This is a genomic window from Anditalea andensis, from assembly GCF_000714815.1.
Lineage (GTDB): Bacteria > Bacteroidota > Bacteroidia > Cytophagales > Cyclobacteriaceae > Anditalea > Anditalea andensis.
Genome location: NZ_JMIH01000014.1, coordinates 748515 through 774639, shown reverse-complemented (window position 1 = coordinate 774639; position 26125 = coordinate 748515). Strand labels below are relative to the sequence as shown.

The following is a 26125-nucleotide window of genomic DNA, read 5'->3' as shown; positions in this document are numbered from 1 at the left end:
ACATTAAAGTATAAAGCTTATCTATCACGTCTATTTAACAAGATCAATATGTTAAATATTGACTGAATAATACTTAAATTTTCCTAGGTCTTCGTTTGTTAGAGGGAAAATATTGTCAGTTACTAAAGTGATGAATAGGGCTTCAAATATAACATACAGGAAATATCCAAAAAATTAAATCAAGGTTACTCCCATTATCAATACATAATTTAACAAATTATCTTGCTGCTACTTGAACCAAATTCATAATTTGTGGCTTTCTTTTTGCAAAACCGCTTTTATATGCGACTATTGTTTTCAGATTTGATCTTTAAGCTCTTTTTTCTGATTTCCCTTATTCCGTTTATCATATCGGAAAGGGTGCAGGAAAAATTTGATTTGCGCTTAAACAGTAATATTGAAGATTCACTTTTTTCTTCTGGAAAAAAAGTAGCCGTGATGGAGAAAGCTTTTCTTTCTGAAACCAGTGGTATAGTGGTCTCCCGTAAGCACCCCGGAATCATGTACATCCATAATGACAGCGGGAATGACCCTGAAGTATACCTGCTGGACAGTTTAGGGGATTATGCAGGTAGGATTACACTAAAAAATACCATCAACAGGGATTTTGAAGACATAGCGATTGGTCCGGGACCGATAAAAAATAAGGATTATATCTATATAGGGGATATAGGGGATAATGCTTCCAATCATAAGGAGCTTTACCTGTATCGATTTGCGGAGCCTAACAAGCTGCAGAAAGATCTGGAAATAGAACCGGAAAAATTTACCATAAAATATCCAGATGGACCAAAAGATTCAGAAACCTTGATGGTAGATCCCTGGAACGGGGATGTGTTTCTGCTAAGTAAAAGAGATTCAAGTAATGTACTTTATAAAGCACCCGCGTCAGCATTTAATACAGAAGACCCTATTGTCCTGGAAAAGGTGATGACCTTGCCGATTACGATGTCTACTGCAGGGGACATCTCTGCTGACGGAACACAGGTTTTAATAAAAAATTACTGGACAGTTTACTATTGGACCAGAGAGGAAGGACAATCCTTAGAGGAAGCCTTGGCCAAAAAGCCTACCATGCTTCCCTACAAACCGGAACCACAGGGTGAAGCTATTGGTTTTGCCCCAGATGGCAACAGTTTCTTTACCCTGAGTGAACAACGGTTTCGAATCACCCCTGTCCTCTACAAATACACCAGAAAATGAAGTCTTCCAGTCGCCATTGTTTCATCAACATGGCAATTAAGGAGATTTTTAACATAATTATAAATTTTCGCATCTATGCCAGAAACCACCAGTAGTACTTTGCTTATGGTAAGGCCTGCGAATTTTGGATTTAACCCTGAAACGGCAGCTTCCAACTTTTATCAGCAACAGGATGAAAGACCTGTGGCTGACCTGCATGAAATCGCTCGGCAGGAATTTGACGGCTTTGTCGATATGCTCAGGTCATATGATATCAAGGTAATAGTGGTAGAAGATATACCTGTTCCTGTAAAATCCGATGCGGTTTTTCCAAACAACTGGTTTTCTACTCATGAGGATGGTAGACTGGTACTTTATCCCATGGCTTCGCCTTCCCGTAGACTGGAAAGGCGAAGCGATATAGTAAATATCTTAGCCGAAGCGAAATTTACCGTAGATGAAATTGTTGATCTCTCCTTTTTTGAAGACCATGATCAATTTCTAGAGGGTACAGGGAGCGTAATCTTGGACAGGGAAAACCAGGTCATGTATGCAGGATTATCTGAAAGAACACATAAAGTACCTTTGCAATACCTGAGTCAGTTGCTCGGTTACGAACTTGTGACCTTCCATACCTTGCAGACAGTACAGGGAGCTGAATCCCCTATCTACCATACCAATGTAATGATGCATGTGGGGACAGATATAGCCATAATATGTCTGGAGAGCATAGCAACTGAAAAGGAAAGATTAACCGTCAAAGATCATCTGATACGGTCTGGCAAACTCATTATCCCAATCACTGTTCATCAGAAATATGCCTTTGCCGGTAATATGCTGGAGGTAAAGAACGCAAGGGGAGAAAAATTTACCGTGATGTCCCGTACTGCATTTGATCATTTGAAAATCGCCCAAAAGCAGGCAATCATGAGGTTTACCAAAATAATAGCACCACCCCTACCGCTGATAGAAAAGCTCGGTGGGGGAAGTGCCAGGTGTATGCTCGCTGAGATATTCTTACCTTCAGCTTACTGAATGGGTGAATGTCTTTTTAAAGATTTCACATTTGCTATTTTCCGGTATAATTAAACGGGGTGATCACCCGAAGTTCTGTTTTGATCTGCTCGTTTACCTGAAGGGTCTCAATAAAATCCTTTATAGCATCTGCAGTAATTTTGGAATTGGTCCTCGTCAGTTCTTTGAGCGCTTCATATGGTTTGGGATACCCTTCTCTTCTTAGCACCGTCTGAATGGCTTCAGCTACCACTGCCCAGTTTTCTTCTAAATCGGCCTCTATAGCTGCATTGTTGAGTTCCAGTTTTCCCAGGCCTTTTTTCAGTGATTCAAAGGAAATAAGCATGTGGGCCAGAGGCACACCTATGATGCGCAATACTGTACTATCGGTGAGGTCTCGTTGCAGTCTGCTGATGGGGAGTTTGGCAGCAAGGTGCTCCAGCAGGGCATTTGCTATTCCTAAATTTCCTTCTGCATTTTCAAAATCAATTGGATTAACTTTATGCGGCATGGCTGAAGAGCCTACCTCACCTGCTTTGATTTTTTGTTTGAAATAATTCATCGCCACATACTGCCACACATCTTTAGAAAAATCAAGAAGGATGGTGTTGATCCGTTTTAAAGCATCAAATATGGCCGCAAGGTTATCATAGTGTTCTATCTGCGTGGTAGGAAAGCTTCTTTGGAGACCTAGATAATCAGAAACAAATTTCGCAGCAAAGGCATGCCAGTCATGATCCGGATAGGCTATATAATGGGCATTCATATTTCCCGTCGCCCCACCAAATTTAGCAGCATGCGGGATCTGAAGAAGTTGGTCCAATTGGTTTTGGAGGCGGATGACAAATACCTGCATTTCTTTTCCCAGACGGGTGGGAGAAGCAGGCTGCCCATGCGTTTTGGCCAGCATCGGAATATCTTGCCATGCTTCTGCATTGTGGGTCAGTTTCCCGATAATATCATTGAGGGCAGGAATAATCACCTCTTGCAAACCTTCTTTAAGCATAAGAGGGGTGGCGGTATTGTTGATGTCCTGGGAAGTTAATCCAAAGTGGATAAATTCTTTATAGGCTGATAGGTTCAGTTCCTCGAACTTGTCTTTAAGGAAATATTCTACCGCTTTGACATCATGATTGGTAGTTTGTTCTATTTCTTTGATCTGTTCTGCATCTTTTTCGCTGAATTGGGTCACAATTGACCTGAGTTTTGGGAATACCTCTTTGGAAATATGGTGGAGCTGGGGAAGACGGACCTCGGTTAAAGCGATAAAATATTCCACTTCTACATGAACACGATATTTTATAAGGGCATATTCGGAAAAGAAGGGGCGTAAAGATGCTGTTTTGTTTCCATACCTCCCGTCTATTGACGAAACTGCAGTCAGGGTATTTAAGATCATTGTTATTTAAATTGATGAAAGTTTTGCAAAGTTAATTTATACTGAGTAATATACCTTTTTGAATGAAAATAAATGTGACCAAACGTCTTTCTTTTTGATAAAAATAAGCAGACAGGTAGAAGAAGGATAGGTATACAGGGTATGAAATATAGATTGGTTTTTTTGTTATTTTTTGTTTCCATTGTAGCTAGGGGCCAAAATGGTAGGGCAGATTCGGACCATGAGGTAAATATTTTTAAAACAAATGAGTCTATCAAAATAGATGGGCGGCTGGATGAACCCGCTTGGAAGGAGGCCAAAAAGCTTACCTCCTTCAGGCAGCAGTTTCCCGATGAAGGAGATCTTGCCTCTCAGCAGACGGAAGTTAAAATCATGTATGACAAAAATTTCCTATATATCGGAGCCAGACTTCATGATACTACGGAAGGTCCACACATCATTTCTTCTCTTAGGAGAGATTATGAGTTTGATGATAATGATGCCTTTGCAGTCGCTATAGGTCCATTTGATGATGGAATGAACGGGTTTTATTTTTCTGTGAATCCATTAAACATTCAGACAGAAGCACTTATCACCAATGGCAATAATCTGGAGATAGTATGGGACAATTTTTGGTTTTCTGATGTACAGGTTTTCGAAGATTATTGGGAAGTAGAAATAGCCATTCCCTTCAAAACTTTAAGGTTTACCACAGGAACGGAATATTGGAAAATAAATTTTTTGAGGAATGATCTGAAGAATTTTGAAACCAGCTCATGGGTACCTGTGCCCATTAATCAGAGTATAGCCCATTTGGCCTTTACAGGATTTATGAACTGGGATAATCCTATTGAGCCTCAAGGTCCCAATATAGCTATCATCCCCTATACATCTGGGCAGACGGTTAAGAACCATGAAGCCGGGACACCCTCCCAACAGGATGGTTCCATCGGTTTTGATGCAAAGATAGCCATCACGCCCGCCCTCAACCTGGATCTGACCGTAAATCCTGATTTCTCTACCGTGGAAGTGGACCAGCAGCAGACAAATTTGGACCGGTTTGAATTGTTTTTCCCGGAGCGAAGGCAGTTTTTTCTAGAGAATGCGGATTTGTTTGGGGACTTTGGTTTTACTAATATAAGGCCCTTCTTTTCCAGAAGGATAGGTCTGGTCTCAGATACCCTTGGGAGAACCAGGGAAAATAGGATCCTGTATGGTGCCAGGCTGAATGGGAAAGTGGGTGATGATCTTAGAGTAGGACTGCTCAATATGCAAACAGAAAAGGAAGACGGAATAGGAGTGCCAGGCCAGAATTTTACAGTGGCCACCTTTCAGCAAAAGATGTTTACTAGGTCCAATATAGCTGGAATATTTGTCAATAGACAGACTACCAATGCTATAGAGGGCGGAAGCACTGCTCCAGCTTATAATAGACTGGTAGGGCTGGATTATAATCTTGCCTCACCAGATAATAAATGGAATGGTATATTTTTTGTCCACAGGACTTTTAGTCCTCATTTGGATGGGAATGAATACTCACATGCCAGCTATCTGAGGTATAATATTAGGAACTGGGAACTGAACTGGAATCATGAGTTTGTAGGAGAACATTTTAATGCAGAGGTGGGCTATGTACCCAGAGTGGGGTATTGGAGGTTTGAACCCAATGCTGAATTTCGAGTATTCCCACTTAAGTCTGGCATACTGGCACACAGGTTTAAAATTTATTATAACCTGTATAAAGATGTGAATTTTGACCTGAAAACGGATGAACAGATAACCTTTAACTATAGGCTGGAATTCAAAAACACCTCCTATTTGAATTTCCGGATCTATAATCAGTTCATCTATTTGTTCTTTCCGTTTGACCCTACCCGGACGGGAGGGGAGCAGCTAGCGGAGGGGTCTACCGTTAGTTACACCCGTGCGGGAATTACCTATGGATCAGATGCCCGGAAACAATTAAACCTGTATTCTTCGGCTTATTATGGAAGCTTTTATAATGGAAAAAGGTATTTTGCAAGGAATGAATTGATTTATCGTATTCAGCCTTATGGCTCAGTATCCCTATTTACTGAGTTCAATAGAATAGCACTACCTGATCCCTATAATACCGCCAATCTCTGGCTGGTAGGGCCCCGTGTCGAACTTTCCTTTACAGATCAGCTATTCCTCAGCACATTTATCCAATATAACAACCAGATCGATAACATTAACCTGAATGCCAGGTTTCAGTGGAGGTTCAGGCCTGTATCTGATTTATTTATAGTGTACACGGATAATTATTTTCCTGAAAATCTGCAGGTTAAAAACCGTTCATTGGTACTGAAATTCTCCTACTGGTTTAATATTTAGTGTGCGGTATAAAGCCTGATGTCTTTTAGATTTTAAACAAGCTTTTCTTTAAAAAACCGGATAGTTCTTTCCCATGCCAATTCAGCAGCTTCTTTATCATATCTAGGGGTAGAATGGTTATGGAACCCATGGTTTACTTCTGGGTAAAAATGGACGGTAAAATTTTTATTATTGGATATTAGCGCGGCTTCATATGCTTCCCAGCCGGCATTTACCCTGGTATCAAGCTCAGCAAAATGAATCAGCAGGGCAGCCTGAATGGATGGGACATCTTCGGATGAAGGTTGCCCTCCGTAAAAAGGTACGGCGGCGGGAAGGTCTTTCAGTCGAACAGCCATCATATTGGCAATCCATCCACCAAAACAAAACCCTACCACTCCTACTTTACCGGTACAGTTTTCATTTTTTTGAAGCATTTCATATCCTGCTATAAAATCCTCAAGCATTTCCCCTCTCTCTCGCTCAGCCTGCATGGTCCTGCCTTCATCATCAGTACCGGGGTAGCCACCAAACGGTGTGAGTGCATCTGGGGCAAAAGCGATAAATCCATCTAATGCTGCCTGGTGCGCCACATCTTCTATATAAGGGTTCAGCCCTCTATTTTCATGCACTACAATTACTCCCGGTAATTTACCGTTTTGTTCAGCAGGTCGGGTGAGAAGTCCTTTCATAATACCTGCCCCGATTGGAGAACTGTATTCAATATATTCAGCGATGACCCTCTGGTCGTCCTTTTTAAATAGGCGCGCACTTGCATAGTTGGGCAATAGGTAGGATAGTAAAGCAGAAACGGTCAAACCTCCTACGGCATATTTGGAAAGCTTATTGACAAAATCCCTCCGATTGATTTTGCTATGTACGTATTCGTCATATAAATCAAAAATATCCTGATTCAGATCATCTTTATTGATAGGTTCCATATGGTATTTTTTACTGAAGTTAAATATAATTCCACTCCCGCCAAATAGTTATACATAAGTCACTGATAATGCAGGATGGGTGGAGGTAGCGTGTTTCTAGTCTATTTCAAAAATCAGAAAATGTTGGATATTCATAAACTGACCGTTATGGCTTAATTTAAATCCATTAGCATTTAGTTCTTTAGTGATCTGATCTACAGACATTTTATGTAATTTTTTAATTTTGACCTTTGGGTCTTCTTCCCTGTACTCTATAAGTATTAATCTGCCATCGGGCTTCAGAGATGATTTAATATCCTGGAGTACTTCATGTGGAAACAATAACTCATGATAAACATCCACCATGATGGCCACATCCACCGATTGCTCAGGTAAATTGGTTGATTTTTCACTGCCTTTGATCACCTCTACATTACCATGTCCCCATTCGAGGCTGCGTTCTTTTAGGTATTTGATGGCAGCATCTTGGATTTCTACTGCATAGACTTGACCCTCCGGCACTGCTTCCGCTATCCTAAAGGTATAGTACCCCGATCCTGCACCGATGTCTGCTACAGTACTTCGATCCGTAACAGGGAGGTTTGAAATGGCTAAGGCGGTATTTTCTTCTTTTGGCCTGCTTGGCCGTTCCAGCCAGTCTTTGCCGCTAAAACTCATGACAGATGCTATTTCCCTGCCCATATACACTTTTCCAGTACCATCCTTATCTGGTTTCTTATAAGAATAGTACGTGGTATCCACTTCTTGCTTTACTGATTGACTAAACCCGGTAATCCAAATGCTGCAAAAAGAATAAAATAGAATCAGGGTGAACTTCATATCATAACTTATTAAAATTAAAGGAAATATGTATGGGAACTGCCTTTATAAGCTTTTGTTTACAAGATACAGGAACCCATCAAATTAGTAATTTATATTATATAGCTTTTGGGTTTTTATAGGTTATAACTTGTCCCGTAATAAAGCTAGGGATGGCCTCGACGTCATTCCCGTCTGCAATGCTACATAAAAGCTATGGGTACATCCCCGATGTGACCTTTCCGTCATGCATGATTTTATCCTATTAGCATTTCTGTATTTTACATCAACTTGTCTGTCAAAAAATGATGATAACATGTAAATGGGGTAGCGCTAAGCGGAGGCAACAAAAGCTGAATGGAAATACATACAGATATGAAGTTTTAAAGAAGTTGAACTGTTTTTAGGCACGAGTGTTCCATAATAATCAGCAAGTAAGCTTCAAATTAAGGGTCGATTTGGATCGGCAGTTTTAACTGTTTTTGGATTTATTTGGTAATTACACAGATAATTATCTTTTGGAAACCTTACTTATTAGAAACTGCTCGTTAATTTTGGAGTTGTGTTATGGAATCAATGTATAAAGGATAGTTATTATCATGTTCAACATATTTAAAAGAAAAAAAGAGGAGCCGAAAAAGAACAGTTATTATGCTTCCTTGAAGGTGAGAGAAGTAGTGAAGGAGACATCAGATACGGTGACAATTTTTTTTGAGCAGCCAGAACCATTTTTGGAATATAAACCTGGGCAGTTTCTTACCCTTATTCTGGAGATAAACGGTAAAGAAGAAAGAAGGTCCTACAGTTTATGCACCTCTCCATATGTGGACCCTTATCCAGGGGTAACGGTAAAGCGTATAAAAGGGGGAGTGGTGTCCAATTACCTCAATGATCACATCCATCCCGGAAAGACGGTCAATATTCTTAAACCAATGGGTAATTTTACAACAGATTTTCACTCCAAAAACAAAAACCATTTTGTGATGATCACGGGTGGCAGCGGTATTACCCCCATCATGGGGATTACAAAATCTGTGCTTATAAATGAACCCAATTCAAAGATCACCCTGCTCTATTGTAGTAGATCTGAGCATGAAATCATATTTGATAAGCAGCTAGATCAATTGGCAGCCGCCCATCCTGATCGGCTGGAGGTACTGATGAACATCACGAAACCTGGTCCGGACTGGACAGGACTGAAAGGAAGGATAGATGCAGCAAAAATCAAAGAAACTTTGGCCAAAAGTGCCAGTGCTGAAACCACTACGACCAAATACTTCATATGTGGTCCTGAAGGTTTGATGGACATAGCCAAAGAAACACTGCATGGCATGAATGTACCTCAAGAAGATATCATCAAAGAAAGTTTCTATACAGCAGCTTCCGAGAATGCAGGTGATCCTGATGCTCAGGGATCGGACAGGCCCTTTCTTACCAGAGAGGTGACGGTGATCCTGCAAGGACAGGAATATTCTTATGCTGTAAGTCCGGATAAAACCATTTTGGAAGCAGGCCTGGATGAAAATCTAGATATGCCGTATTCCTGTCAGAGTGGTTTGTGCACGGCCTGTATGGGGCGCCTCCTATCGGGGGAAGTAAAGATGGATGAAGACGCAGGTTTATCTGATAATGAGAAAAAAGAAGGATTTATCCTTTGCTGTGTATCCAGGCCGATGTCTGCTGATATTAAAATTAAAATCGAATAACCTGCCTCATGTTCAACATACCCTTATAGGATATCTCTAATGGAGAAACAACAAGATATTAAATCTAATTTTAGAAAGCTGGAAAGGAATGTGTTGATCCTTACCGGTCTTCCGCTACCTCTTTTTGCATTCGCTTATCTCTATACGACCAGTAGAAGTATGGAGATTGACCTGCCATCATTTCCAGGGATATTTGATGCGCTGATGATGGGTATGGTGGTAGGTCTATTGGTGGTACAATGGCTACAGTTTCATAGGGGGATAAAAAAAACCAGGATAAGTACCGCAAGCCTTGATGAAAAACTTAAAAATTATGAAGTCCTCACCATTTCGCGTTTTTGGAAACTTTTTGCTATAGGCATGATGTGTGCGGCGGGGCTTCTTTTTTATGAAAATCCAGGATATACCATAGCTTATGCCGTCACGCTTATATACGTCTCTTTAGGCAAGCCTACTCCAGATAGAATCGCAAAGCTTCTAAGGCTGAAAGGAGATGAAAAGGACCTGGTTTATACTATAAATCAAAGAGAATAATAAAGTTTAAGTGTAAAGATACTTTGCTTTTAAAGATCCATAATTCATCACTTTATTATGCAGTTTGATAATACTAAGCGTTGAACCGTGGTTCCATCCATAGTAGGGTGGCCGAAAATATGACTAATCCAAACCACCACCAGTGGGAAAGCTGCTGTATGTGGAAAATAGGATCTTTTGCCAATTTTCTCTGTTGCCGGTGGTATTGGATAAATTGATTTATCTGGTTTTTTTGGCGAATAGCGCTGAACCCATCTTCCTGGCCGTAAACATATACTTCTAGCGTATCGGCCAGCGTATTCCAACCTGATGAAAATGCTTTATAAACAGCTGTATGGTTTAGTGGGTTTATGGAAGAAGGTATCAAGAAAATAGAATCACTGGCTACAGTCAATAAATGCTCTATCTCCAACGGACTATTGACACTCCACTCCGGAGAACCAATACCTGTAAATAAGGGGTGTGGCACCTGAAAGGTAATACCTTCTGCAGGACGCATGGCATATAATATATTGTCCCATACATCTGCGTATCCTAAGCTGTCCCCCTGCAGTGCTATGGGAAAGGTGGCTTCTAATAGGCTCACACCAACATTAGCCCTTCCGACACGCTGAAATCCCACTGCATCATCTAAAAGTTTCCACTGGTGCGGCTGGGTGATGAATTTGTAAGGAAGTGCCGTTAGGGCCCCGTCTATAGTCCTATTGCTTTCGGCATTGGTTTTATTTACAGCCCAGTCCGTTTCTAAAGTCCTATTGACAAGCAGCAGTTCTTTTTCTACGTCGCTGAAATTTGTAAAAAGGACCGAAGCACCTGATTCAATAGCCGCTTTTACTTCACTACTGCCTGCATAAGCAGGTTCCGTAATGATAAATTGCAGTGTATCTGTTTTTTCTATATTCGTGCTTTGGTGAATGACAGAAGTGGAAGTATAGACATAAGTGGATATGCCTTGGCCTCTTTTGCCAAGCCATTCGGACAGATGTCTGATTTCCATGTCTGGATAAGAAAAGAGCATTTTATAATGGACAGGATTATTTTGGATTACATAAAACCTGATTTGACCCAGTTCCTTACCTTCAGAAAGGAGAGTAAGGTTATTTCGGCCTAAGGCTTTGGGTTGGACAGTGAAAGTGAAGGTAGTATGATGAGGCCCTACGTGGACAGTATCTAGCATTTCCTCTCCATATCGGATAGACAATATGGCATCTTCATCCCCCAGATAGGTTCCATATATTTTTTGGTTCTGACCCTGTCTGAGTACACCATTCCATCTTATATCAGAAATATTGATACCTGTCCTATTGGGGAGCCAGGTAATCTGTGAGGCATACTGTAATTTTGCCATTTGAACAGGCGTATAATGTTGCCCCACTAAGTGAATGTTGTCCGGACCGTTTTCGTAATGATCTATAGATAGGATTTCCGTTAGATTTAAGCTGTCTTTGATGAGGTTAAGATCATGTTGGGAAACTTGCCCATCATGGACCAGAATATTTTTCGGAGTATATGCCCTGATCCAATAGGGTCTGAATAGAAGCAATATTATGCTGAAAACAAACAGCAGGTTAAATGTAAACCTCACCGTTTTTCGCACAAGCGATAAGCCGTTATTTCTTATTATGAGGATGAGCTGTACAGCCAGAAGTAATGTAAGTAAGCAGGTAATGGCTACCGCCCATCCCATGGGCCATTGAAAGTCGATCTGCATTATCTGATTTTTTTCCAAAAGTTAGTTTCGAGTTCCTGGTGAGCAGCATAGGTAGATCCTAATTTCTGTTGGGTCTGTATCAATGGTAAGAGCTTAGTTTTCAGTTTTGTTTGGGTTTCTGAACTGATGGCTTCTCCTGTAGCCAACTTTTGAAGGTCCAAAAGGGTAGCCCAGTCCTGAAGGCCCGAATATTTTATTCTCTCTGTCCATATTGAGCCGAGTTGGTTTACCGTTTCTTGCTCGGAAGGGGAAGCTTTGCCTTTTTCTGTTATGCCCAACACTTTTGCCACCAGTTGCTGAAACTGGGCTGAAGAATAACTGACGTTACGCATTTCCTGTGTAGCCATGTCCTTAAACTCACCGGTCAGCCTTTTTTCTGCTTCTCGGATAGGAGGTGGGTCGAAGCCTGTTTTTCGGACATAGGCCCTGGATTTTTGTTGCACAGTTTTCAGATACTCCAGGGCTTTGTTTTGAAATGGGAGGGCCTTTTCAGGTTCAAAGAGGCGTAAGTGCAGCTCTGACTTCCACATTTGTTCCAATGCCATTTTTAACAATGAGCGGGTAGATGCTTCATAAAAGGTGTTGGCTTCGGCATCATCATGGTTGTGAAGGTATTGTTCCAGCAGTGCAGATAGCCCATCATCTTCATTTGGGGTCGTTGATTTATGGTCATGTTCATGGTCATGCTCATGATGATGGTCATGTCCTCCAGGTTCATGTTCACCTTCATGGTCATGCAGGTGCATAAAGCTTTCCAGCAGGTCTCCTCCCTCTTCTGTGCTCATATTACTCCCTCCGGCGCTGCTTTCAAATTCTTCCCCCAGATATTGTCCGTATCTCATCCGCAATAATTTCTGGTCAAAGCCGATTTCATTGGAAGTTTCATTAAACGTTTTTGGGGTTTGTTTGGCTTTTTCCTTAATCAATCTTTCAGTGTCTATGATGATCTGTCTTTGGCTTCGAAAGTATTCTGGCATCACCTGAATGGCCATGGCAGTCAGCTCGCCCTCACTCAGCTTGGTGGTATCCTGATATTTGATAAAATAGGTTTCTGATCGGGAAAAATTTGAATCAGGCTGACGGTTATCCCGCGCTGCCCAGTAATAATAAAGTTCATCGCCGGGCTTCATTTCAATCCTGTTCAGATCTATTTCTTTTCTTAAAGTTTTACTTTTAAAATTCTTCTGGTCAAAAGGCAGTTTGGTTTCCCTGAATTTTACATTTTCTCCTGAGCCTCTGGCCACAGTTGCCACGATGTAAGCTTCAGTCACCAAGAAGTCATCACTCACCATGGCTTCGAGCTGGATCTTTTTGTTGTCTTTTAAGAAATGATAGGTATAGAGGTCCTCCTGCTGTGGTTCGATGACAGGAGGGCTGTCCAGTAAGGCCTCCAATTTATAAAAAGGTGACCTGTAGATTTCCTCATCTCCTAAAAATGCCTTGATAGCATATATTCCTGAGGAAACCAATTTATCCGTTAAGGTGAAATAAATATCATCGGATTGAAAATTAATCTCTTGTCCGTTTGAATGTACTAAACTTACCCGCAGATTATCGGTATGTTCAAATGTAACCGTCCAGGTCAATCTGCTTCCGATCATCGCTGATATGTTCATGTCATTACTTTGGGTTGCCTTGATGCCGGTGTAGGATGGTGGCTGTATGTCGATTTCTGCCCCTACGAATTGGGGAACACGGCCTTCCGTGGCAGTTTCAGCTGTTATTTTCCCCTCCACAGTCCTCTGTGGTGGAGTAGTATGGTTAGCATTTGGCAGGAATGTGACGATCAAATAAACCGATATAGTGATGCATAATCCTATTACGTACGGATAAATTTTGTGATGAAGGATCAATGGTGTAGCTATAGGGGGGGACTGGCTTATCCTTTCTAGCTGTAGTTGTTCTGCCACCGAGAGGCGGGATTTATTCAGCAGCCCTAGGCTAAATTCCAAATCACTGGAAGACTTATGCAAGATCTGTACGGCTTGAGTCTGCCTGTTGGTAAAAGCACCAAACAATACCGAGGAGCCTATGAAGCCTACTGCTGCCACACCGGCAATGATCCAGAATGCGGATCCGAACAATAACAGCAGCAGGCAGATAGTCACTGCCAGTAGCATCGCCTTGATCAAGGCATTCAGCCTTAACTGCCAAGTGATTTGGGATATAGCAGATCTGATGTGGTTCATAGATTATCTTTGCAGGGCTATGGCTTATGTTGACTATCAACAATGAAGATTTGTCATTCCCTTCATTTATGAATTAAAGTTAATTCAATTCCCTAAAAAACAATAGTTATATAATAATAGGTATCTATTTATCTGAAGAACAGCGTCCAGCTAATTTGGTTGGTAAATTTGATGGGCTATAGACCTATATAAGCTTTTGGGCAAAATTACCGCTTTCATTTTCCTTTTTATATCCCCTTACGTAAAGCTAATACTCGCTCAGCTATAATAATGATTAGTAAAAGCACGATTATCAGTTCATTTAAAATTCCGGATTGGACTATTGTCTCCGTGGGGGTTGATATAAACTGACGTTCGATCTGCTGTCGGCTAACTTGTTTTTCGCTTATAGTTAAATTCTTTTGCCGGAGGATGTGGTCTAATAAATATTCGGGTAACCTGCCTGAAGCTACTATGTCTGATAATTCTTTTATAAATGGGTCAGGGGAGATCATGACATTGTGGGCATCATGATCCATATAACCTGAAATAAAGATCATTTGGTTCGAAGGCACTTCAGACGGTATTCTATAGCTAAAATACATGTCGGCTTCAGTAGGACGTTCTGATGCTTCAAAGGATATTGTGTAAATTTCACTGATGGCTTGTAGGGCAGCGATTACATTATCGTTTTCCTGCTGGTTTTTGAAATCTATCCAGTAAGTAATAGGTGCAGAATGGTCTAATGCTATTTTATTATCTGGGCGTGTGGTGGCTGCTTCCAACTGTCCTTCCTTATTAATATGTAAAAAACTTGATGTACCGGTTTGTAAATAATTACCAGTGGTAGTAAGGGGGGCATACTCGCTAAAATGTATGGTAGGTTTGGCCGGGGTGAGTAAAAAAGGAGGATCCATATACATGCTATGGGGACTTATATATAGATGCGGTTTGTGCTTTAGCCGGTCAACTTGGTTTAAGCCATTAATTAATGCCTGGGCATTATGTGGTTCTAAATGGCGAACTTCATCTAAAGAGGATATGGGCGCTAGATCAGCATTTAGCCAGAAAATTTCTTCGCCATTAGCTAAAGCCTGCTCTAGTTCAAATCTAAATTCATTTACCAAGGCTGGATTCACCTCAACCAAGTGCCAATTCGTTCTTTGGTCATTATCAGGGTTGTGTTTTAAATAGGGTTGGCTTAGGAAAAAAACAACCAGTAGTATGATAGCCATTCTTAGGAAAAGTAGGAGCAGGTGGTCAGGTTTCAATCCTTTTTTCGGTTGGTCTTCTTTGTCCATAAGCCAACGCATGGCAGCCCATGGAATCTTTTTTCCACGGCGCTTCTGCCAAAGGTGTATCAGTAGGGGGATGGAAACAGCCGCGGCACCCCACCATAATAAGGGTAGTAAAAATCCCATTAAGATAGCTTACGTTTGTTTAGATATTTTTTAATCAAATGCGGTATGGGTTGAGATAGTGTAGTCCGGAGGAGGTGTACCTGAGGCAAATGCAAGCTCCTGTCCAGTTCGTGAAGGTATTCATGTATGCGTTCGTTGTATTTTTTTCTGGCGGCCCGTGTTTCTAGTGCTAATGTTTTGCCTGATTCCAAATCTTCAAACTGGTAGAAGCCATCAAGGTCCAATGTCAACTCTTGGTCTCCCAATATCTGAAAGATGACTATTTCTCTTCGGGGATGGCTCATAGAAGCTATTAAATCCACCCATTCCCGGTCGGTCTGCAATAAGTCGGAAATAAATATTACCAATTCTTTTTCGCGGTACTGTAAATGGGGAAATTGGGGATGCCTATCCGGCCAGCTTCCCTCTGCTTTCACCTGATCCAATGTATAGAGGATTCTTTGGAAGGGTTTTCCCCTATTTGCCACCACCAGTTCAAGGTTTCCATTTTTTAAAGTATATAAGGACATTTTATCATGCTGTAGCATGCCTATGTAGGCAAGAGAGGCTATCAGGACATTGGCATATGCCAGTCTGCTCACGCCTTTTTCCTCATAATTCATAGAGCCTGAGAGATCCAATATAAACCTGATATTCAGATTGCTTTCTATTGTCGATTCCTTAACCAGATATTTATCTGATCTAGCGAATAATTTCCAGTCAATCCGCTTGGGGTCATCCCCCGGTTCGTAATGCCTATATTGTTCAAATGCAGTACCCGTGCCTATCTTTTTACCCAGGTGAACACCTTCCTGAAGTTCTTCACTTACTATTTTTGCAGCCAATTGCAGGTTTCCTAGGCGGATCAGTTCCAGAGGTGATTGGTTCATTTGAGTGGAATGGCTTTAATAATTTCTGAAATTACCTGGTCTGTATTGATATTTTCAGCTTCAGCCTTGAAATGCAAGGATAACCTATGCCTCATTATCGGAAAGATGAGCGTGGTAATGTCTTCGGGTATCACAGCATATCTTCCTTTGATTATAGCCCTGGCTTTTGCGGAGAGCACCAGTGCCTGGCCTGCTCTGGTCCCGGCTCCCCATTCTACATATTTTTGTACAAATGGAACCTTGCTCGTTGATCCGCGGGAGTTTCTAATCAATAGATTGATATGACTCAGAAGCTCTGGACTTATATGGACTTGGCGGGTCAGGTCCTGTAAAGCTTTGATTTCCCTGGCAGAGAAGACAGTGCTTTTTTCTGATGTATATGTGCCTGTAGTCCTTTCTAAAACCGCTAACTCTTCCTTCTCAGAGGGGTATCCTAATTTAATATAAAGTAAGAACCTATCCAGTTGGGCCTCCGGTAAGGGATAGGTACCGGATTGCTCTATTGGGTTTTGGGTGGCTATGATCAAAAAAGGATCTGGCAGCTTGTGGTCATTTCCAGCATAGGTTACCTTCTTCTCCTGCATGGCTTCCAAAAGGGCTGCCTGGGTTTTAGGCGGGGTCCTGTTGATTTCATCTGCCAGCACCACGTTTGCAAATATGGGGCCTTTGTTAAACTGGAAAAACTTCTTTCCAGTGTGATGGTCTTCTTCCAGCATTTCTGTGCCTATGATGTCCCCTGGCATCAGATCTGGCGTAAACTGGATCCTTTTAAAATCCATATCAAGGGTTTCAGCCACTGTTTTTACCATGAGCGTTTTGGCTAGACCTGGTACTCCCTCCAATAGACAATGGCCTCCGGCCAAAAGGGCAATCATAATTTCTTCTATGGCCTCTTCCTGACCGACAATTACCTTAGCGATTTCAGTCTTAAGTTGGGGCAGTTTAGCTACCAAAGTTTTATAATAATCCAATGAAGTCGTTTCCAAAATATTCAGACGGTTAATGCATAAACAATTATATTCACCCCAAATCGGGTGTTGTCTTCTCTTAGGAAGCGCTTGTTTCTAAAATCATAATCCCACTCGCAGCCATAATCTTTATTACTATACAGTACTCCTATCCTTCCATTTACCAAAATGGCTTTAAGGTAGTCATGTACCAGGTCGTCTCCCCAACCGTTTAGCTCAAATGAAGAGGTAGGAGGTCCATCTTCAAACTTGAAAAAACTGCTATAAATAGGATGGTTGTTAGGGATTTTATGTAATGCATCTTTGCCAAAAGTAGTGGCCATTTCCTCTTCGAAGCTTTTGGCAAAAAGGCCATCAATGTCATGGTTACAGTCATCAGCAAAGACAAAGCCTCCATTGTTTACATAAGTTTTAAAATTCTTTCTTTCCTGCTCTGAAAATTCGACCAGCTTATGTCCACTGATATAGCAAAATGGGCTTCTAAATATTTCCGGGCTGCCCAGTTCTACTACTTTTTCTTTTTCATCTATCGGTATAGTAGTATACTCCACCAGTGAATGCAGTAAATTTGAAGGCATTCTTTGGTCCGTATCCCAATTTCCTGAGTTATACTTTATCCTGGTGAAAAAGAATTTTCTCATCTTATGTTATCTTTATGCTATGCGCTGTATTTGTTATCGGTTTGATAGGTGTGTAAAGGTTCAGTACTAGGCGATTTTGTGATGTCCTAAAGTCGATCAGTGTTTATATGATTAAAATATTTACTGGCTTTTGATCAACAGGGCCTATGTAGGTCAAATGCTAATATCTATCTACCTTAACTTGTGGCATGAATGCTAGAAGTGTCTATTACCTGATAAGTTAACGCTATATAGGCATATTCTATTCTTTATCGGATCGGTTTTGAAGATCAAAACCAGGGGGATAAAAAACTCAGTACTGATCCAAATGGAAGAGTACTGAGTAAATTAAAAGCAGGTTTATTTATACAGCATCAGAGAGGCTGGTAAAAGTAAAGTCTCTGATTTTCATAGCAGGGATCATACTTCCCCCTACTCTTTGCTGTTGTCCGAGCTCCTCTATATTATTGAGCATGATGATGGGGCTTTCATTGAACCTGAAATTTTTGACCGGAAATTTGATCTCTCCGTTTTCTATATAGAAAGTACCATCTCTGGTTAATCCAGTATAGAGTAAAGTTTGAGGATCTACAGCTCTGATATACCAGAATCTAGTAACGAGTATTCCTCTTTCAGTACCCCGGATGAGATCAGCTAAGGTTTTGTCCCCTCCCTCTATGATGATACCACTAGGAGGTGCTACTGGTTTTACCCCTTGGCGCTCTGCCCAATACCGGCTGTAGTACATGTTTTTAACCACTCCGTTTTCTACCCATTGGGTTTTCTCAGCGGCAAGACCTTCATTGGTCCAAGGGGTGGCCGGGATCTCCGGATGGGTAGGGTCAGAATATATGTTTACCCGCTCATCAAAAAGTCTTTCTCCGACTCTGGTGCCTCCGCCTCTTTTACTAAGGAAGCTTCTGCCTTCATCTGCGCTTCTGGCATCCATACTTCTGGATATCAGTCTCAAAAGATCTCCTGCGGCTGTAGGTTCTAGGATCACCGTATACTTCCCAGGTTCCAATGCCTGGGCATTTTGGGAAGCCTGGGCTTTTTGCATGGCGATTTGTGTCACTTTGCCTGTGTCAAGTAGGGACACATCATTGAAATCCCGGATGGCATATCCCGAACCTGTGCCGTCTTCTGTCCTGACTGTAACGGAAAAATCTACAGAGGTGGTCTGATTATACCCAAACATGCCCTTGCTGTTTCCCATAGCGGTGAATCCGGAGAAATCTTCCAGATATCCTGCAGAGGAAAGGTTATTGGCTGAGGTAGGGTTGATGCTATCTGCAGCTGCCTGTGCTCTGAATTCAGGATCGATCTTATGTGTGCTTTCTGCATATGTTCTGGATTCAGCATACTGCTGCGGTCCAAGCATAGGCATATATTCTGGATTTTCGGGCGCCAACTCTGCGATTTCCTCAGCTCTACGAACGGCTTTTTCAAGTGATTCGTCATCGAGCTCATTGATAGTGGTAGATCCGGATCGTTTTCCGTAAACGGATGTCACTGATAGTGTTAATTCCTCTGACTCACCGCTGGTGTTTACCGTACTTCGGGCATATCGGATGTTTCCCGTTTTGCCTCCATATAGGGTCACACTCATTTCATCGGATTTTGAAAGGGCGAGTGTCTTATCTATTATTGATTTAGCTTCTTCTCTTGATAAAATTGCCATGTCTATGGGGTTTGATCATTAAATCCTTCTTCCTGTATTGATGACATTCACCCCATTAAATCGGGTGGTAGAACTGCCGTGTGATACCGCACTTACCTGTGAGGGCTGGCCTTTTCCGTCAAAGAAAGTTCCGAACAGGCGGTAATCATCCTCATCGCAAATCTGTACACAGGAGTTCCAGAATTCTTGGGTGTTTGATTGGTAGGCCACATCATCCAGCATCCCGACAATTTCACCATTTTTGATCTCGTAGAAAAGTTGACCGCCAAACTGGAAATTGTACCGCTGCTGGTCAATAGAGTATGATCCGCGACCTACAATGTAGATGCCTTTATCCACTCCTTTGATCATATCAAGGGCGCTCAGCTTTTCTTTTCCCGGTCGCAGGGATACATTGGGCATCCGCTGAAACTGCACTGAGTTCCAATTGTCTGCATAGGCACAGCCGTGTGATTCTGTTTCATTGATAATGGAGGCTTGGTCACGGATGGCCTGATAGTTGACCAGCACGCCATCTTTTATAAGATCCCATTCTTTGGTCTTTACCCCCTCATCATCGAAGGCTGTTTTTCCCAGGGAGTAAGGTTGTGTTTTATCCGCAAATATGTTGACCAGATCACTTCCATATTTGAAATCGCCTGATTGCCATTTGTCGAGCGTGGCAAAACTGGTTCCTGCATAATTGGCTTCATAACCCAGCACACGGTCCAGTTCCAGTGGGTGGCCCACAGATTCATGGATGGTAAGGCCTAGATGATCAGGATCTAATACCAGGTCATATTTCCCTGGATCCACTGATTTTGCTTTTAGTTTTTCATTGGCATGTTTGGCAGCAGCTGTAGCATCTTCTACCATATCATACGAATTTCTATAACTGATCAGCCCTGCTGGTCCACTTGTTTTTTCTGAGGCCAGTCCATCCAGGTATTCATATCCCATCCCCATAGGCGCACTGAGCGAATCCCGGGTTTTAAACTTTCCTTCTGCTTTATCTATGGCAGTGACTGAAAAAGTAGGCCAGATCCGGTGTATGTCCTGATCTATATATGATCCGTCTGTCGAGGCAAAGTATTTTTGCTCATTAACCATAAATAGGTTAGATGTGACAAATCCGGCACCGTTATCCAAAGCAGCATTATTTACTTTGAGCAATAGGTCAATTTTTTCCTTAACAGGAATGTTGAATGCATTTTTTTCTATAGGAGTCTCCCAATTCACTTCACCCGCACCGACTACAGGTGCGAGTATGACCGGTTCCTTTTGAATTTTTGCATTGGCTTTGGCTATGGCCACTGCTGTTTCGGCGCATTTGGAGATGCCTTCTTTCGTCACATCATGGGTAGCGGCAAATCCCCATGTGCCATCTGCTATTACGCGTATACCTACCCCGAATGATTCGGCATTGGTAATGTTCTGAACATTTTTTTCGCGTGTAAACAGGAACTGTCTAAGATATCTGCCTATCCGCACGTCAGTATAAGTAGCTCCTTTTGACCGTGCTGCCTGTAATGCGGCATCTGCCAGTTCTTTTTTGGCTGATCGCATTATTCCTGGGTTCATCAGTTCCTCCGCAGTCACTTCCCTGCCAAATGCTGCAAATCCCGGAATCATGAGCGCCCCCAGTCCTAGACCGGTAAGGTTAATAAATTCTCTTCTTTTCAATTGACCTCCTCTTTTTTAATTAGGGTTCGTATTTAATGCTTGGCTTTTTATCCCTTAGTATGGATGTGTAGCTAGTTCTAAATTTATATGTAAACGTCGAGTAAAGCAAATAGGCAACTTTACTCAGCGCTATAAATCTTTTGAACGGTGGACTAGAACCACTATAAGCCTAATAATAGGATAAAAGGAATGCACACCCTAAAAAAAATAATATATATATATAATAAAGATAAAATACAGGTCTGATAAAGGGGGGGATGTAGATATAGAAAGGGGGCGCCACACTATTTATTTGAATGGTTTAAAATTACATACATTGAATGTATTTTATGTAATCCTGAAATGATCGGATAGGTGAAGGCGGGTCCGAATAGAATTATTTTTATGGTTAAATGTAATGCTTACCATTATTTAAACTTCATTGTTTTTCTATTAAATATTTCCAGTATCTGCGTGGCACATGCTGGAGATGTAACTTGGTGTTTTTTCTGGATACAATATTTGTGGCTTTAAAATAATTTTTCCAGAGGTTCTGGAATTCTTTTTCGGTTTCATCCCAGTCAAGCCTCATCAGGGAAGGGCTATTATCAGGCAGGGTTTGATGGACTTCTACCGTAATGACTCTTTGGAGGTCATAAAATATTCCATAATTTCTTTTTAAATCAAATATCAGCCATTTCTGATCCGCATATCTTTTACGGAAATGATTTGAAATTAAGGGCAGCACATCAAAATCCGGTTCTATGGTGGCATAAAATACCCCGTCCTGAGCCAGTTCAAATCTTACAAAAGCCGTCATCCGGTGCTGCTCCCTCCCCAGTTTTTTGAGGGTTTCCTGAAGCGCCAACACAGCGGGATGTCCATAATCTTTGATCACATTCTTGCCCGTACTTATGGCGTACTTGACTACTGATAAGATGATATCGGCTGTTCCAGGGAGCTCAGACAGCATAGCTTTCCAAAGTGATCGGAATCCCGTACTGCCCAGTATATTGGTGATTTTTTTAGCTACCTTGTTTGCTTTGTCGTCATTGGTGGTGATCATCATTTCGGTAGAGAACAATTGACTGGATTCCTCTTTTTCTGTTATGATCCTTACATCGACTAATTTTAATGCATAAACTTCATATATGGCAGTAAGCAATCCTTCAAAAGATCCATCGTATATTAAAAAGGTCATCAGAACAGGGAAAGTTGGGGGGAAAAATTTGCTTTGAACTTACTGCTTCCCGCGTTAAGAATTAAATTTTTTAAGCGTAGACTATCTATATCCGTTGCTAGCAGGTGGCCATTGCAGGTAATAAAGTGTTGTGCACGGTTCATGGCTATACCCAGTTTTTTAAGTTTTTCTACATTGAGAGAACCGAATTTTCGGGCAGCTATAATTTTTTTAGCAGATTTCACTCCTACTCCAGGGATCCTTAAGATCATATGATAATCTGCCCTGTTAATGTCTATAGGGAAATAGTTACGATTGCGAAGGGCCCAGGATAACTTGGGGTCAATGTCCAGATCCAGGTTAGGGTGAACCTCATTGACTATTTCATAAGGATCAAATTCATAAAACCTCATCAGCCAGTCTGTCTGATAGAGCCTGTTTTCCCTAACTATGGGTACTGGAGTTCCCAGCACGGGCAAATTTTTATGTTCGAGTACAGGGACATATCCTGAGAAATAAACCCGTTTTAGGTTAAATTTAGAGTAAAGGTGTGTGCTGGTTTTAATGATGTCCAAATCCCGCTCTTGCGTAGCACCTATAATCATCTGACTAGATTGTCCTGCAGGAGCAAAAATTGGAGTAGATTTTATCAGTTTTTTCTCATCCTTATATTTAATGATATCTTGATGGATAGCACCCATAGGTTTTAACATGTCCTTATGGTCTTTATCAGGTGCCAATAATTTAAGTCCAGACTTGGTGGGCAGCTCCAAGTTTACACTGAGTCGGTCGGCATATAGTCCAGCTTCTCTCATCAACTCATCTGATGCACCTGGTATGGTTTTAAGATGTATGTACCCATTAAACTTATGCTCCTCACGAAGTTTTTTGGCTACCCTTACCAATCGCTCCATGGTATAATCCGAGTTTTTAAATATGCCAGACGATAGGAACAAACCCTCAATATAATTTCTCCTATAAAAATTAATGGTCAGTTCTACCACTTCTTCTACCGTAAAAGCGGCTCTTTTTATATCATTGCTTTTGCGGGATACACAATACAAACAATCAAAGATACAATGGTTGGTAAGAAGGATTTTTAAGAGGGATACGCATCTGCCGTCTTCTGTATAGGTATGGCATATCCCCATACCGGTGCTATCGCCCAATCCTTTATTATCATTGATACGGTTACTTCCGCTAGAAGAGCAGGACACATCGTACTTGGCTGCATCGGCTAGAATATTAAGTTTTTCTTGTAGTCTTTCCCAGTTCATCTGAGACTTACTAACATTGAAAAAGGGAAAATGATTTTAATTGAATAATTATTTTGGGACATATGGCATCAAAAGGTAATACTTGGATAGAAGTAATTTACTTTCAAACATATGATAATCCCACTTCCCTTTTAAAAATGTGACTTAAATTGTCTCGAAAATTTAATTATTGACTAAAGATTAATCCTGCTATAATATAGGGCTGGAATAGGTTTCATGATCGCTGGCTCTACTGATGTGAGCACTTTGTTAATTAAGGCATCTGTCTGCTCTGGGTAATTTATTTTAAGAGCCGGTGGACTGTTAAGCCATGAGAGTATGTCCTGATGGGCATCAGCAGTTAAGGTTTCGATTACCGTCACACCCAGTCCTCTCAGGGCAGCTGCATTGCAGGATTGCTCATATTGATGCTTTGTGGGAACCACAGCCAATCTTTTTCCCATATAAATAGCTTCTGCGGGAGTTTCAAATCCCGCGCCGCAGAGGACTGCATAGGAACTGCCCATGCTCTGGATAAATGAAGTTCTCTCTAGGGGTAAAAGCTTGATATGCTTATATTTTCGCACCACAGGACAGGTATTGGTAAATATTTCCCAATTTACCTGCGGGTAAGCTGCAAAGAAATTTAATAGGTATTCTTCAGAGTATGCTGAAAGATATACCGTTACATGATCTCCTTTGGTAATATTGGTTTCTCTAATTACCCGGCTGATGACTGGTGGGTGAATTTGGTTGTTGTATGATTGGAAGTGAAAACCAAAACCCATTTTACTGGGAGCATAATATTTTAACGCTACAATCCCTTTAAGGTCTTTTTGTTTAGGCTGAGGAGCTTCCGGTGAAAGTACCGCATACTGATGGCTCAGAGAAATGCAGAGCTTATTTCTCAAAGTGCAAGCCCATGCGGTTATAGGTTCAAAATCGTTGATAATCAGGTCATATTGGCCTATGGGTACTTTACGTATGTCGTGGTAAAGTGAGCTGAGCGAAGCCTGTTGTATTGTTTTTTTAAAATCAATTCCCCCATTATGCCCTAATTGGTAGCTTAGCCCCTCCATACGGTATTTGATTTTATGTGGAAGGCTGAGATCCGATTTTGTCCCACTGATAAGCAGGTCGGTAGTGGCATAAGATTGTAATGCCGGTATAATTTCTAATGCCCTACTGATATGGCCATTTCCGGTTCCTTGGAAAGCATACAGAATTTTCATAGGTTCATCTGGTTAAATTCTAATTGCATTAAGTTAAAAAGTTCAGTTTTGTTAAGTTCCACGAGAGGATCCTCCGATTCAGATAGGGTAGTAGCTATATGGTCTATTTCGTAGCTATATAGTTTCCAGACGCCCAGGTGATATTCCAAAGCCGTAAGATTTTCTATCCAATCACCTGAATTGAGATAGGTGGTTTCTCCGAGTTTGGTTTTGATTGATTTTATGGCTGGTTGGTGTATATGGCCGCAGACCACATAATCATACCCATTTAAGATGGCAATATCTGTAGCGGTCTTTTCAAAATCGTTGATGTAACTGACTGCACTTTTTACACTGTTTTTTATTTTTTTTGACATAGATATAGGTCCTTTTCCAGCCAGTTTCCCAACATAGTTTATTAACCTGTTTAAGAGAATCAAAAAATCATAGCCCTGGGAACCTAGTCTAGCCAGCCATTTGGAATGTTGCATGGTCACATCAAATACATCACCGTGAAAACACCATGCGCTTTTTCCGTCCAGATCCAATACTACTTTGTTTTCTATGCTGAAACTCCCTAGTTTAAATCCGACAAATTTTCTCAACACCTCATCATGATTGCCCGTGATATATACCACTTCTACCCCCTTGGCGATCAGCCCCAAAATATGCTTCACTACTTTCATATGGCTGGTAGGCCAGTATCTCTTACTGAACTGCCAGATATCTATAATGTCACCATTTAATATTAGTTTTTTAGGATGGACACTCTTCAGGTAACTCAGGAGTTCTTCAGCATGACACCCGTATGTACCCAAATGTAGATCTGAGATAATGATCAGGTCTACTTCACGTTTTGTTTGATGCATATAGTTTGCCTTAAAAATTGTTGAAAGCAATCTAATTCATTTGTACGTAAGTAAGATTAATTGGCTATTAGCAAATTATGATGATTAATAGTGGTATGTTAACAAAAAGTATTGGTTTGAACGCCAGTGCTTTGCTTCATTAGGAAATTTAAGGATGAAAAATGAGCATTGCTGTGGTGGATATTAGAATACGCTCTTATAACTGCATATTTTCCTTATTTATGGATTTTTTTAAAAATGAAGAAATCTTTAATTTCTTTCCTGTGCTTAATGATTGTTGTAAAGTAATTTTTTTGGGATTACTGTCTTTGCTCAGGTAGGTTTCGTATATTTGGCTCAGAACGAGAATTTTATGGAGACCCTATTTTCCCTGTTTTTGTTTACGGTATCGTATAGTTTATTGATCCTATCTACCTTTCCGGATGAATATTTTATGAGTGCAAATAAAAATGCCCCTCTTATTTCCAGATATGCCCATACCGTTCCCATTTTGATTTCATTTTTAGGAGGCTATAGTATAGCGGCTATAGTAGTAAACATATTTATTTGAAGTACTCTTTAGTAAGAATGCTATGTGAGGGGCCTTCCATTTTTGTTATATTCAATTGAGTATAAATTTAATCTAAATATTGGTCCATATCTT

The 26125-nt window shown here is 41.0% G+C and carries 21 protein-coding genes; 6 read left to right on the top strand and 15 right to left on the bottom strand.

Annotation, left to right across the window (positions count from 1 at the left end; genetic code table 11):
* The first annotated feature begins 282 nt into the window (after positions 1-282).
* Together EL17_RS06990 and ctlX are read left to right on the top strand one after the other, a co-directional pair.
* Positions 283-1203, top strand: a complete 921-nt coding sequence (locus tag EL17_RS06990) for a hypothetical protein (RefSeq protein ID WP_035071815.1) — start codon at positions 283-285, stop codon at positions 1201-1203.
* 75 nt (positions 1204-1278) lie between these two features.
* Positions 1279-2217 (top strand): citrulline utilization hydrolase CtlX, encoded by a 939-nt coding sequence (gene ctlX, locus EL17_RS06985; protein WP_035071812.1) that lies wholly within the window; start codon positions 1279-1281, stop codon positions 2215-2217.
* 34 nt (positions 2218-2251) lie between these two features.
* On the opposite strand, the gene purB is transcribed toward ctlX, so the two are convergent.
* Positions 2252-3595: an adenylosuccinate lyase gene (gene purB, locus EL17_RS06980; RefSeq protein WP_035071809.1), complete on the bottom strand. Its 1344-nt coding sequence runs from the start codon at positions 3593-3595 to the stop codon at positions 2252-2254.
* A gap of 141 nt (positions 3596-3736) precedes the next feature.
* Between purB and EL17_RS06975 the strand changes: the two genes are divergently transcribed.
* On the top strand, positions 3737-5929 hold the full coding sequence (locus EL17_RS06975) for a DUF5916 domain-containing protein (RefSeq protein ID WP_035071807.1): 2193 nt from the start codon (positions 3737-3739) through the stop codon (positions 5927-5929).
* A 32-nt stretch (positions 5930-5961) separates the two neighbouring features.
* On the opposite strand, the gene EL17_RS06970 is transcribed toward EL17_RS06975, so the two are convergent.
* Both EL17_RS06970 and EL17_RS06965 read right to left on the bottom strand, forming a co-directional pair.
* Positions 5962-6849 (bottom strand): dienelactone hydrolase family protein, encoded by an 888-nt coding sequence (locus EL17_RS06970; RefSeq protein ID WP_035071804.1) that lies wholly within the window; start codon positions 6847-6849, stop codon positions 5962-5964.
* A gap of 96 nt (positions 6850-6945) precedes the next feature.
* Positions 6946-7668: a class I SAM-dependent methyltransferase gene (locus tag EL17_RS06965; protein WP_035071802.1), complete on the bottom strand. Its 723-nt coding sequence runs from the start codon at positions 7666-7668 to the stop codon at positions 6946-6948.
* A 578-nt stretch (positions 7669-8246) separates the two neighbouring features.
* Between EL17_RS06965 and EL17_RS06960 the strand changes: the two genes are divergently transcribed.
* The gene (locus tag EL17_RS06960) at positions 8247-9353 is read left to right on the top strand and encodes a ferredoxin--NADP reductase (protein WP_035071801.1); all 1107 of its coding nucleotides are present in this window, start codon (positions 8247-8249) and stop codon (positions 9351-9353) included.
* A gap of 39 nt (positions 9354-9392) precedes the next feature.
* The gene (locus EL17_RS06955) at positions 9393-9887 is read left to right on the top strand and encodes a hypothetical protein (protein ID WP_035071799.1); all 495 of its coding nucleotides are present in this window, start codon (positions 9393-9395) and stop codon (positions 9885-9887) included.
* A gap of 73 nt (positions 9888-9960) precedes the next feature.
* On the opposite strand, the gene EL17_RS06950 is transcribed toward EL17_RS06955, so the two are convergent.
* From EL17_RS06950 to EL17_RS06895, 12 genes are all read right to left on the bottom strand, one after another.
* Positions 9961-11598, bottom strand: a complete 1638-nt coding sequence (locus EL17_RS06950; protein ID WP_035071797.1) for a hypothetical protein — start codon at positions 11596-11598, stop codon at positions 9961-9963.
* Positions 11598-13787 carry a hypothetical protein gene (locus EL17_RS06945; RefSeq protein WP_035071795.1) on the bottom strand — a complete coding sequence of 730 codons (2190 nt, stop codon included), beginning with the start codon at positions 13785-13787 and terminating at the stop codon, positions 11598-11600. The genes EL17_RS06950 and EL17_RS06945 overlap by 1 nt, the downstream gene beginning before the upstream one ends.
* Before the next feature lie 227 nt (positions 13788-14014).
* Complete coding sequence (locus tag EL17_RS06940) at positions 14015-15187, bottom strand: BatA domain-containing protein (protein ID WP_035071792.1); 1173 nt, start codon at positions 15185-15187, stop codon at positions 14015-14017.
* Positions 15187-16056 carry a DUF58 domain-containing protein gene (locus EL17_RS06935; protein ID WP_035071790.1) on the bottom strand — a complete coding sequence of 290 codons (870 nt, stop codon included), beginning with the start codon at positions 16054-16056 and terminating at the stop codon, positions 15187-15189. Before EL17_RS06935 ends, EL17_RS06940 begins: the two co-directional genes overlap by 1 nt.
* On the bottom strand, positions 16053-17042 hold the full coding sequence (locus EL17_RS06930) for an AAA family ATPase (protein ID WP_035071788.1): 990 nt from the start codon (positions 17040-17042) through the stop codon (positions 16053-16055). Before EL17_RS06930 ends, EL17_RS06935 begins: the two co-directional genes overlap by 4 nt.
* Positions 17043-17047: 5 nt before the next feature.
* Entirely contained in the window at positions 17048-17665 is a 618-nt protein-coding gene (locus EL17_RS06925; RefSeq protein ID WP_035071786.1) for a DUF4159 domain-containing protein, read from the bottom strand.
* 343 nt (positions 17666-18008) lie between these two features.
* Positions 18009-19325 (bottom strand): TldD/PmbA family protein, encoded by a 1317-nt coding sequence (locus tag EL17_RS06920; protein ID WP_035071783.1) that lies wholly within the window; start codon positions 19323-19325, stop codon positions 18009-18011.
* 18 nt (positions 19326-19343) lie between these two features.
* The gene (locus tag EL17_RS06915; protein ID WP_035071781.1) at positions 19344-20987 is read right to left on the bottom strand and encodes a TldD/PmbA family protein; all 1644 of its coding nucleotides are present in this window, start codon (positions 20985-20987) and stop codon (positions 19344-19346) included.
* A gap of 418 nt (positions 20988-21405) precedes the next feature.
* Entirely contained in the window at positions 21406-22167 is a 762-nt protein-coding gene (locus EL17_RS06910) for a TIGR03915 family putative DNA repair protein (protein WP_035071780.1), read from the bottom strand.
* Positions 22167-23423, bottom strand: a complete 1257-nt coding sequence (locus EL17_RS06905) for a putative DNA modification/repair radical SAM protein (RefSeq protein ID WP_035071778.1) — start codon at positions 23421-23423, stop codon at positions 22167-22169. Before EL17_RS06905 ends, EL17_RS06910 begins: the two co-directional genes overlap by 1 nt.
* Before the next feature lie 173 nt (positions 23424-23596).
* A complete protein-coding gene (locus EL17_RS06900; RefSeq protein ID WP_035071776.1) occupies positions 23597-24634 on the bottom strand; it encodes a glycosyltransferase family protein in 1038 nt (345 codons plus the stop codon).
* Positions 24631-25482, bottom strand: a complete 852-nt coding sequence (locus EL17_RS06895; protein ID WP_035071774.1) for a UDP-2,3-diacylglucosamine diphosphatase — start codon at positions 25480-25482, stop codon at positions 24631-24633. Before EL17_RS06895 ends, EL17_RS06900 begins: the two co-directional genes overlap by 4 nt.
* Positions 25483-25834: 352 nt before the next feature.
* On the opposite strand from EL17_RS06895, the gene EL17_RS06890 reads away from it, so the two are divergent.
* The gene (locus EL17_RS06890; protein WP_035071771.1) at positions 25835-26032 is read left to right on the top strand and encodes a hypothetical protein; all 198 of its coding nucleotides are present in this window, start codon (positions 25835-25837) and stop codon (positions 26030-26032) included.
* The last annotated feature ends 93 nt before the right edge of the window (positions 26033-26125 follow it).

Bases quoted from the DNA above. Each gene is read 5' to 3' on its own strand.
- EL17_RS06955 (WP_035071799.1), top strand. From the start codon at position 9,393: ATGGAGAAACAACAAGATATTAAATCTAATTTTAGAAAGCTGGAAAGG.
- EL17_RS06895 (WP_035071774.1), bottom strand. From the start codon at position 25,482: ATGCATCAAACAAAACGTGAAGTAGACCTGATCATTATCTCAGATCTA.
- EL17_RS06970 (WP_035071804.1), bottom strand. From the start codon at position 6,849: ATGGAACCTATCAATAAAGATGATCTGAATCAGGATATTTTTGATTTA.
- EL17_RS06965 (WP_035071802.1), bottom strand. From the start codon at position 7,668: ATGAAGTTCACCCTGATTCTATTTTATTCTTTTTGCAGCATTTGGATT.
- EL17_RS06945 (WP_035071795.1), bottom strand. From the start codon at position 13,787: ATGAACCACATCAGATCTGCTATATCCCAAATCACTTGGCAGTTAAGG.
- EL17_RS06990 (WP_035071815.1), top strand. From the start codon at position 283: ATGCGACTATTGTTTTCAGATTTGATCTTTAAGCTCTTTTTTCTGATT.
- EL17_RS06910 (WP_035071780.1), bottom strand. From the start codon at position 22,167: ATGACCTTTTTAATATACGATGGATCTTTTGAAGGATTGCTTACTGCC.
- EL17_RS06925 (WP_035071786.1), bottom strand. From the start codon at position 17,665: ATGAGAAAATTCTTTTTCACCAGGATAAAGTATAACTCAGGAAATTGG.
- EL17_RS06935 (WP_035071790.1), bottom strand. From the start codon at position 16,056: ATGAACCAATCACCTCTGGAACTGATCCGCCTAGGAAACCTGCAATTG.
- EL17_RS06890 (WP_035071771.1), top strand. From the start codon at position 25,835: ATGGAGACCCTATTTTCCCTGTTTTTGTTTACGGTATCGTATAGTTTA.
- EL17_RS06950 (WP_035071797.1), bottom strand. From the start codon at position 11,598: ATGCAGATCGACTTTCAATGGCCCATGGGATGGGCGGTAGCCATTACC.
- EL17_RS06960 (WP_035071801.1), top strand. From the start codon at position 8,247: ATGTTCAACATATTTAAAAGAAAAAAAGAGGAGCCGAAAAAGAACAGT.
- EL17_RS06920 (WP_035071783.1), bottom strand. From the start codon at position 19,325: ATGGCAATTTTATCAAGAGAAGAAGCTAAATCAATAATAGATAAGACA.
- EL17_RS06905 (WP_035071778.1), bottom strand. From the start codon at position 23,423: ATGAACTGGGAAAGACTACAAGAAAAACTTAATATTCTAGCCGATGCA.
- EL17_RS06975 (WP_035071807.1), top strand. From the start codon at position 3,737: ATGAAATATAGATTGGTTTTTTTGTTATTTTTTGTTTCCATTGTAGCT.
- purB (WP_035071809.1), bottom strand. From the start codon at position 3,595: ATGATCTTAAATACCCTGACTGCAGTTTCGTCAATAGACGGGAGGTAT.
- ctlX (WP_035071812.1), top strand. From the start codon at position 1,279: ATGCCAGAAACCACCAGTAGTACTTTGCTTATGGTAAGGCCTGCGAAT.
- EL17_RS06940 (WP_035071792.1), bottom strand. From the start codon at position 15,187: ATGGGATTTTTACTACCCTTATTATGGTGGGGTGCCGCGGCTGTTTCC.
- EL17_RS06900 (WP_035071776.1), bottom strand. From the start codon at position 24,634: ATGAAAATTCTGTATGCTTTCCAAGGAACCGGAAATGGCCATATCAGT.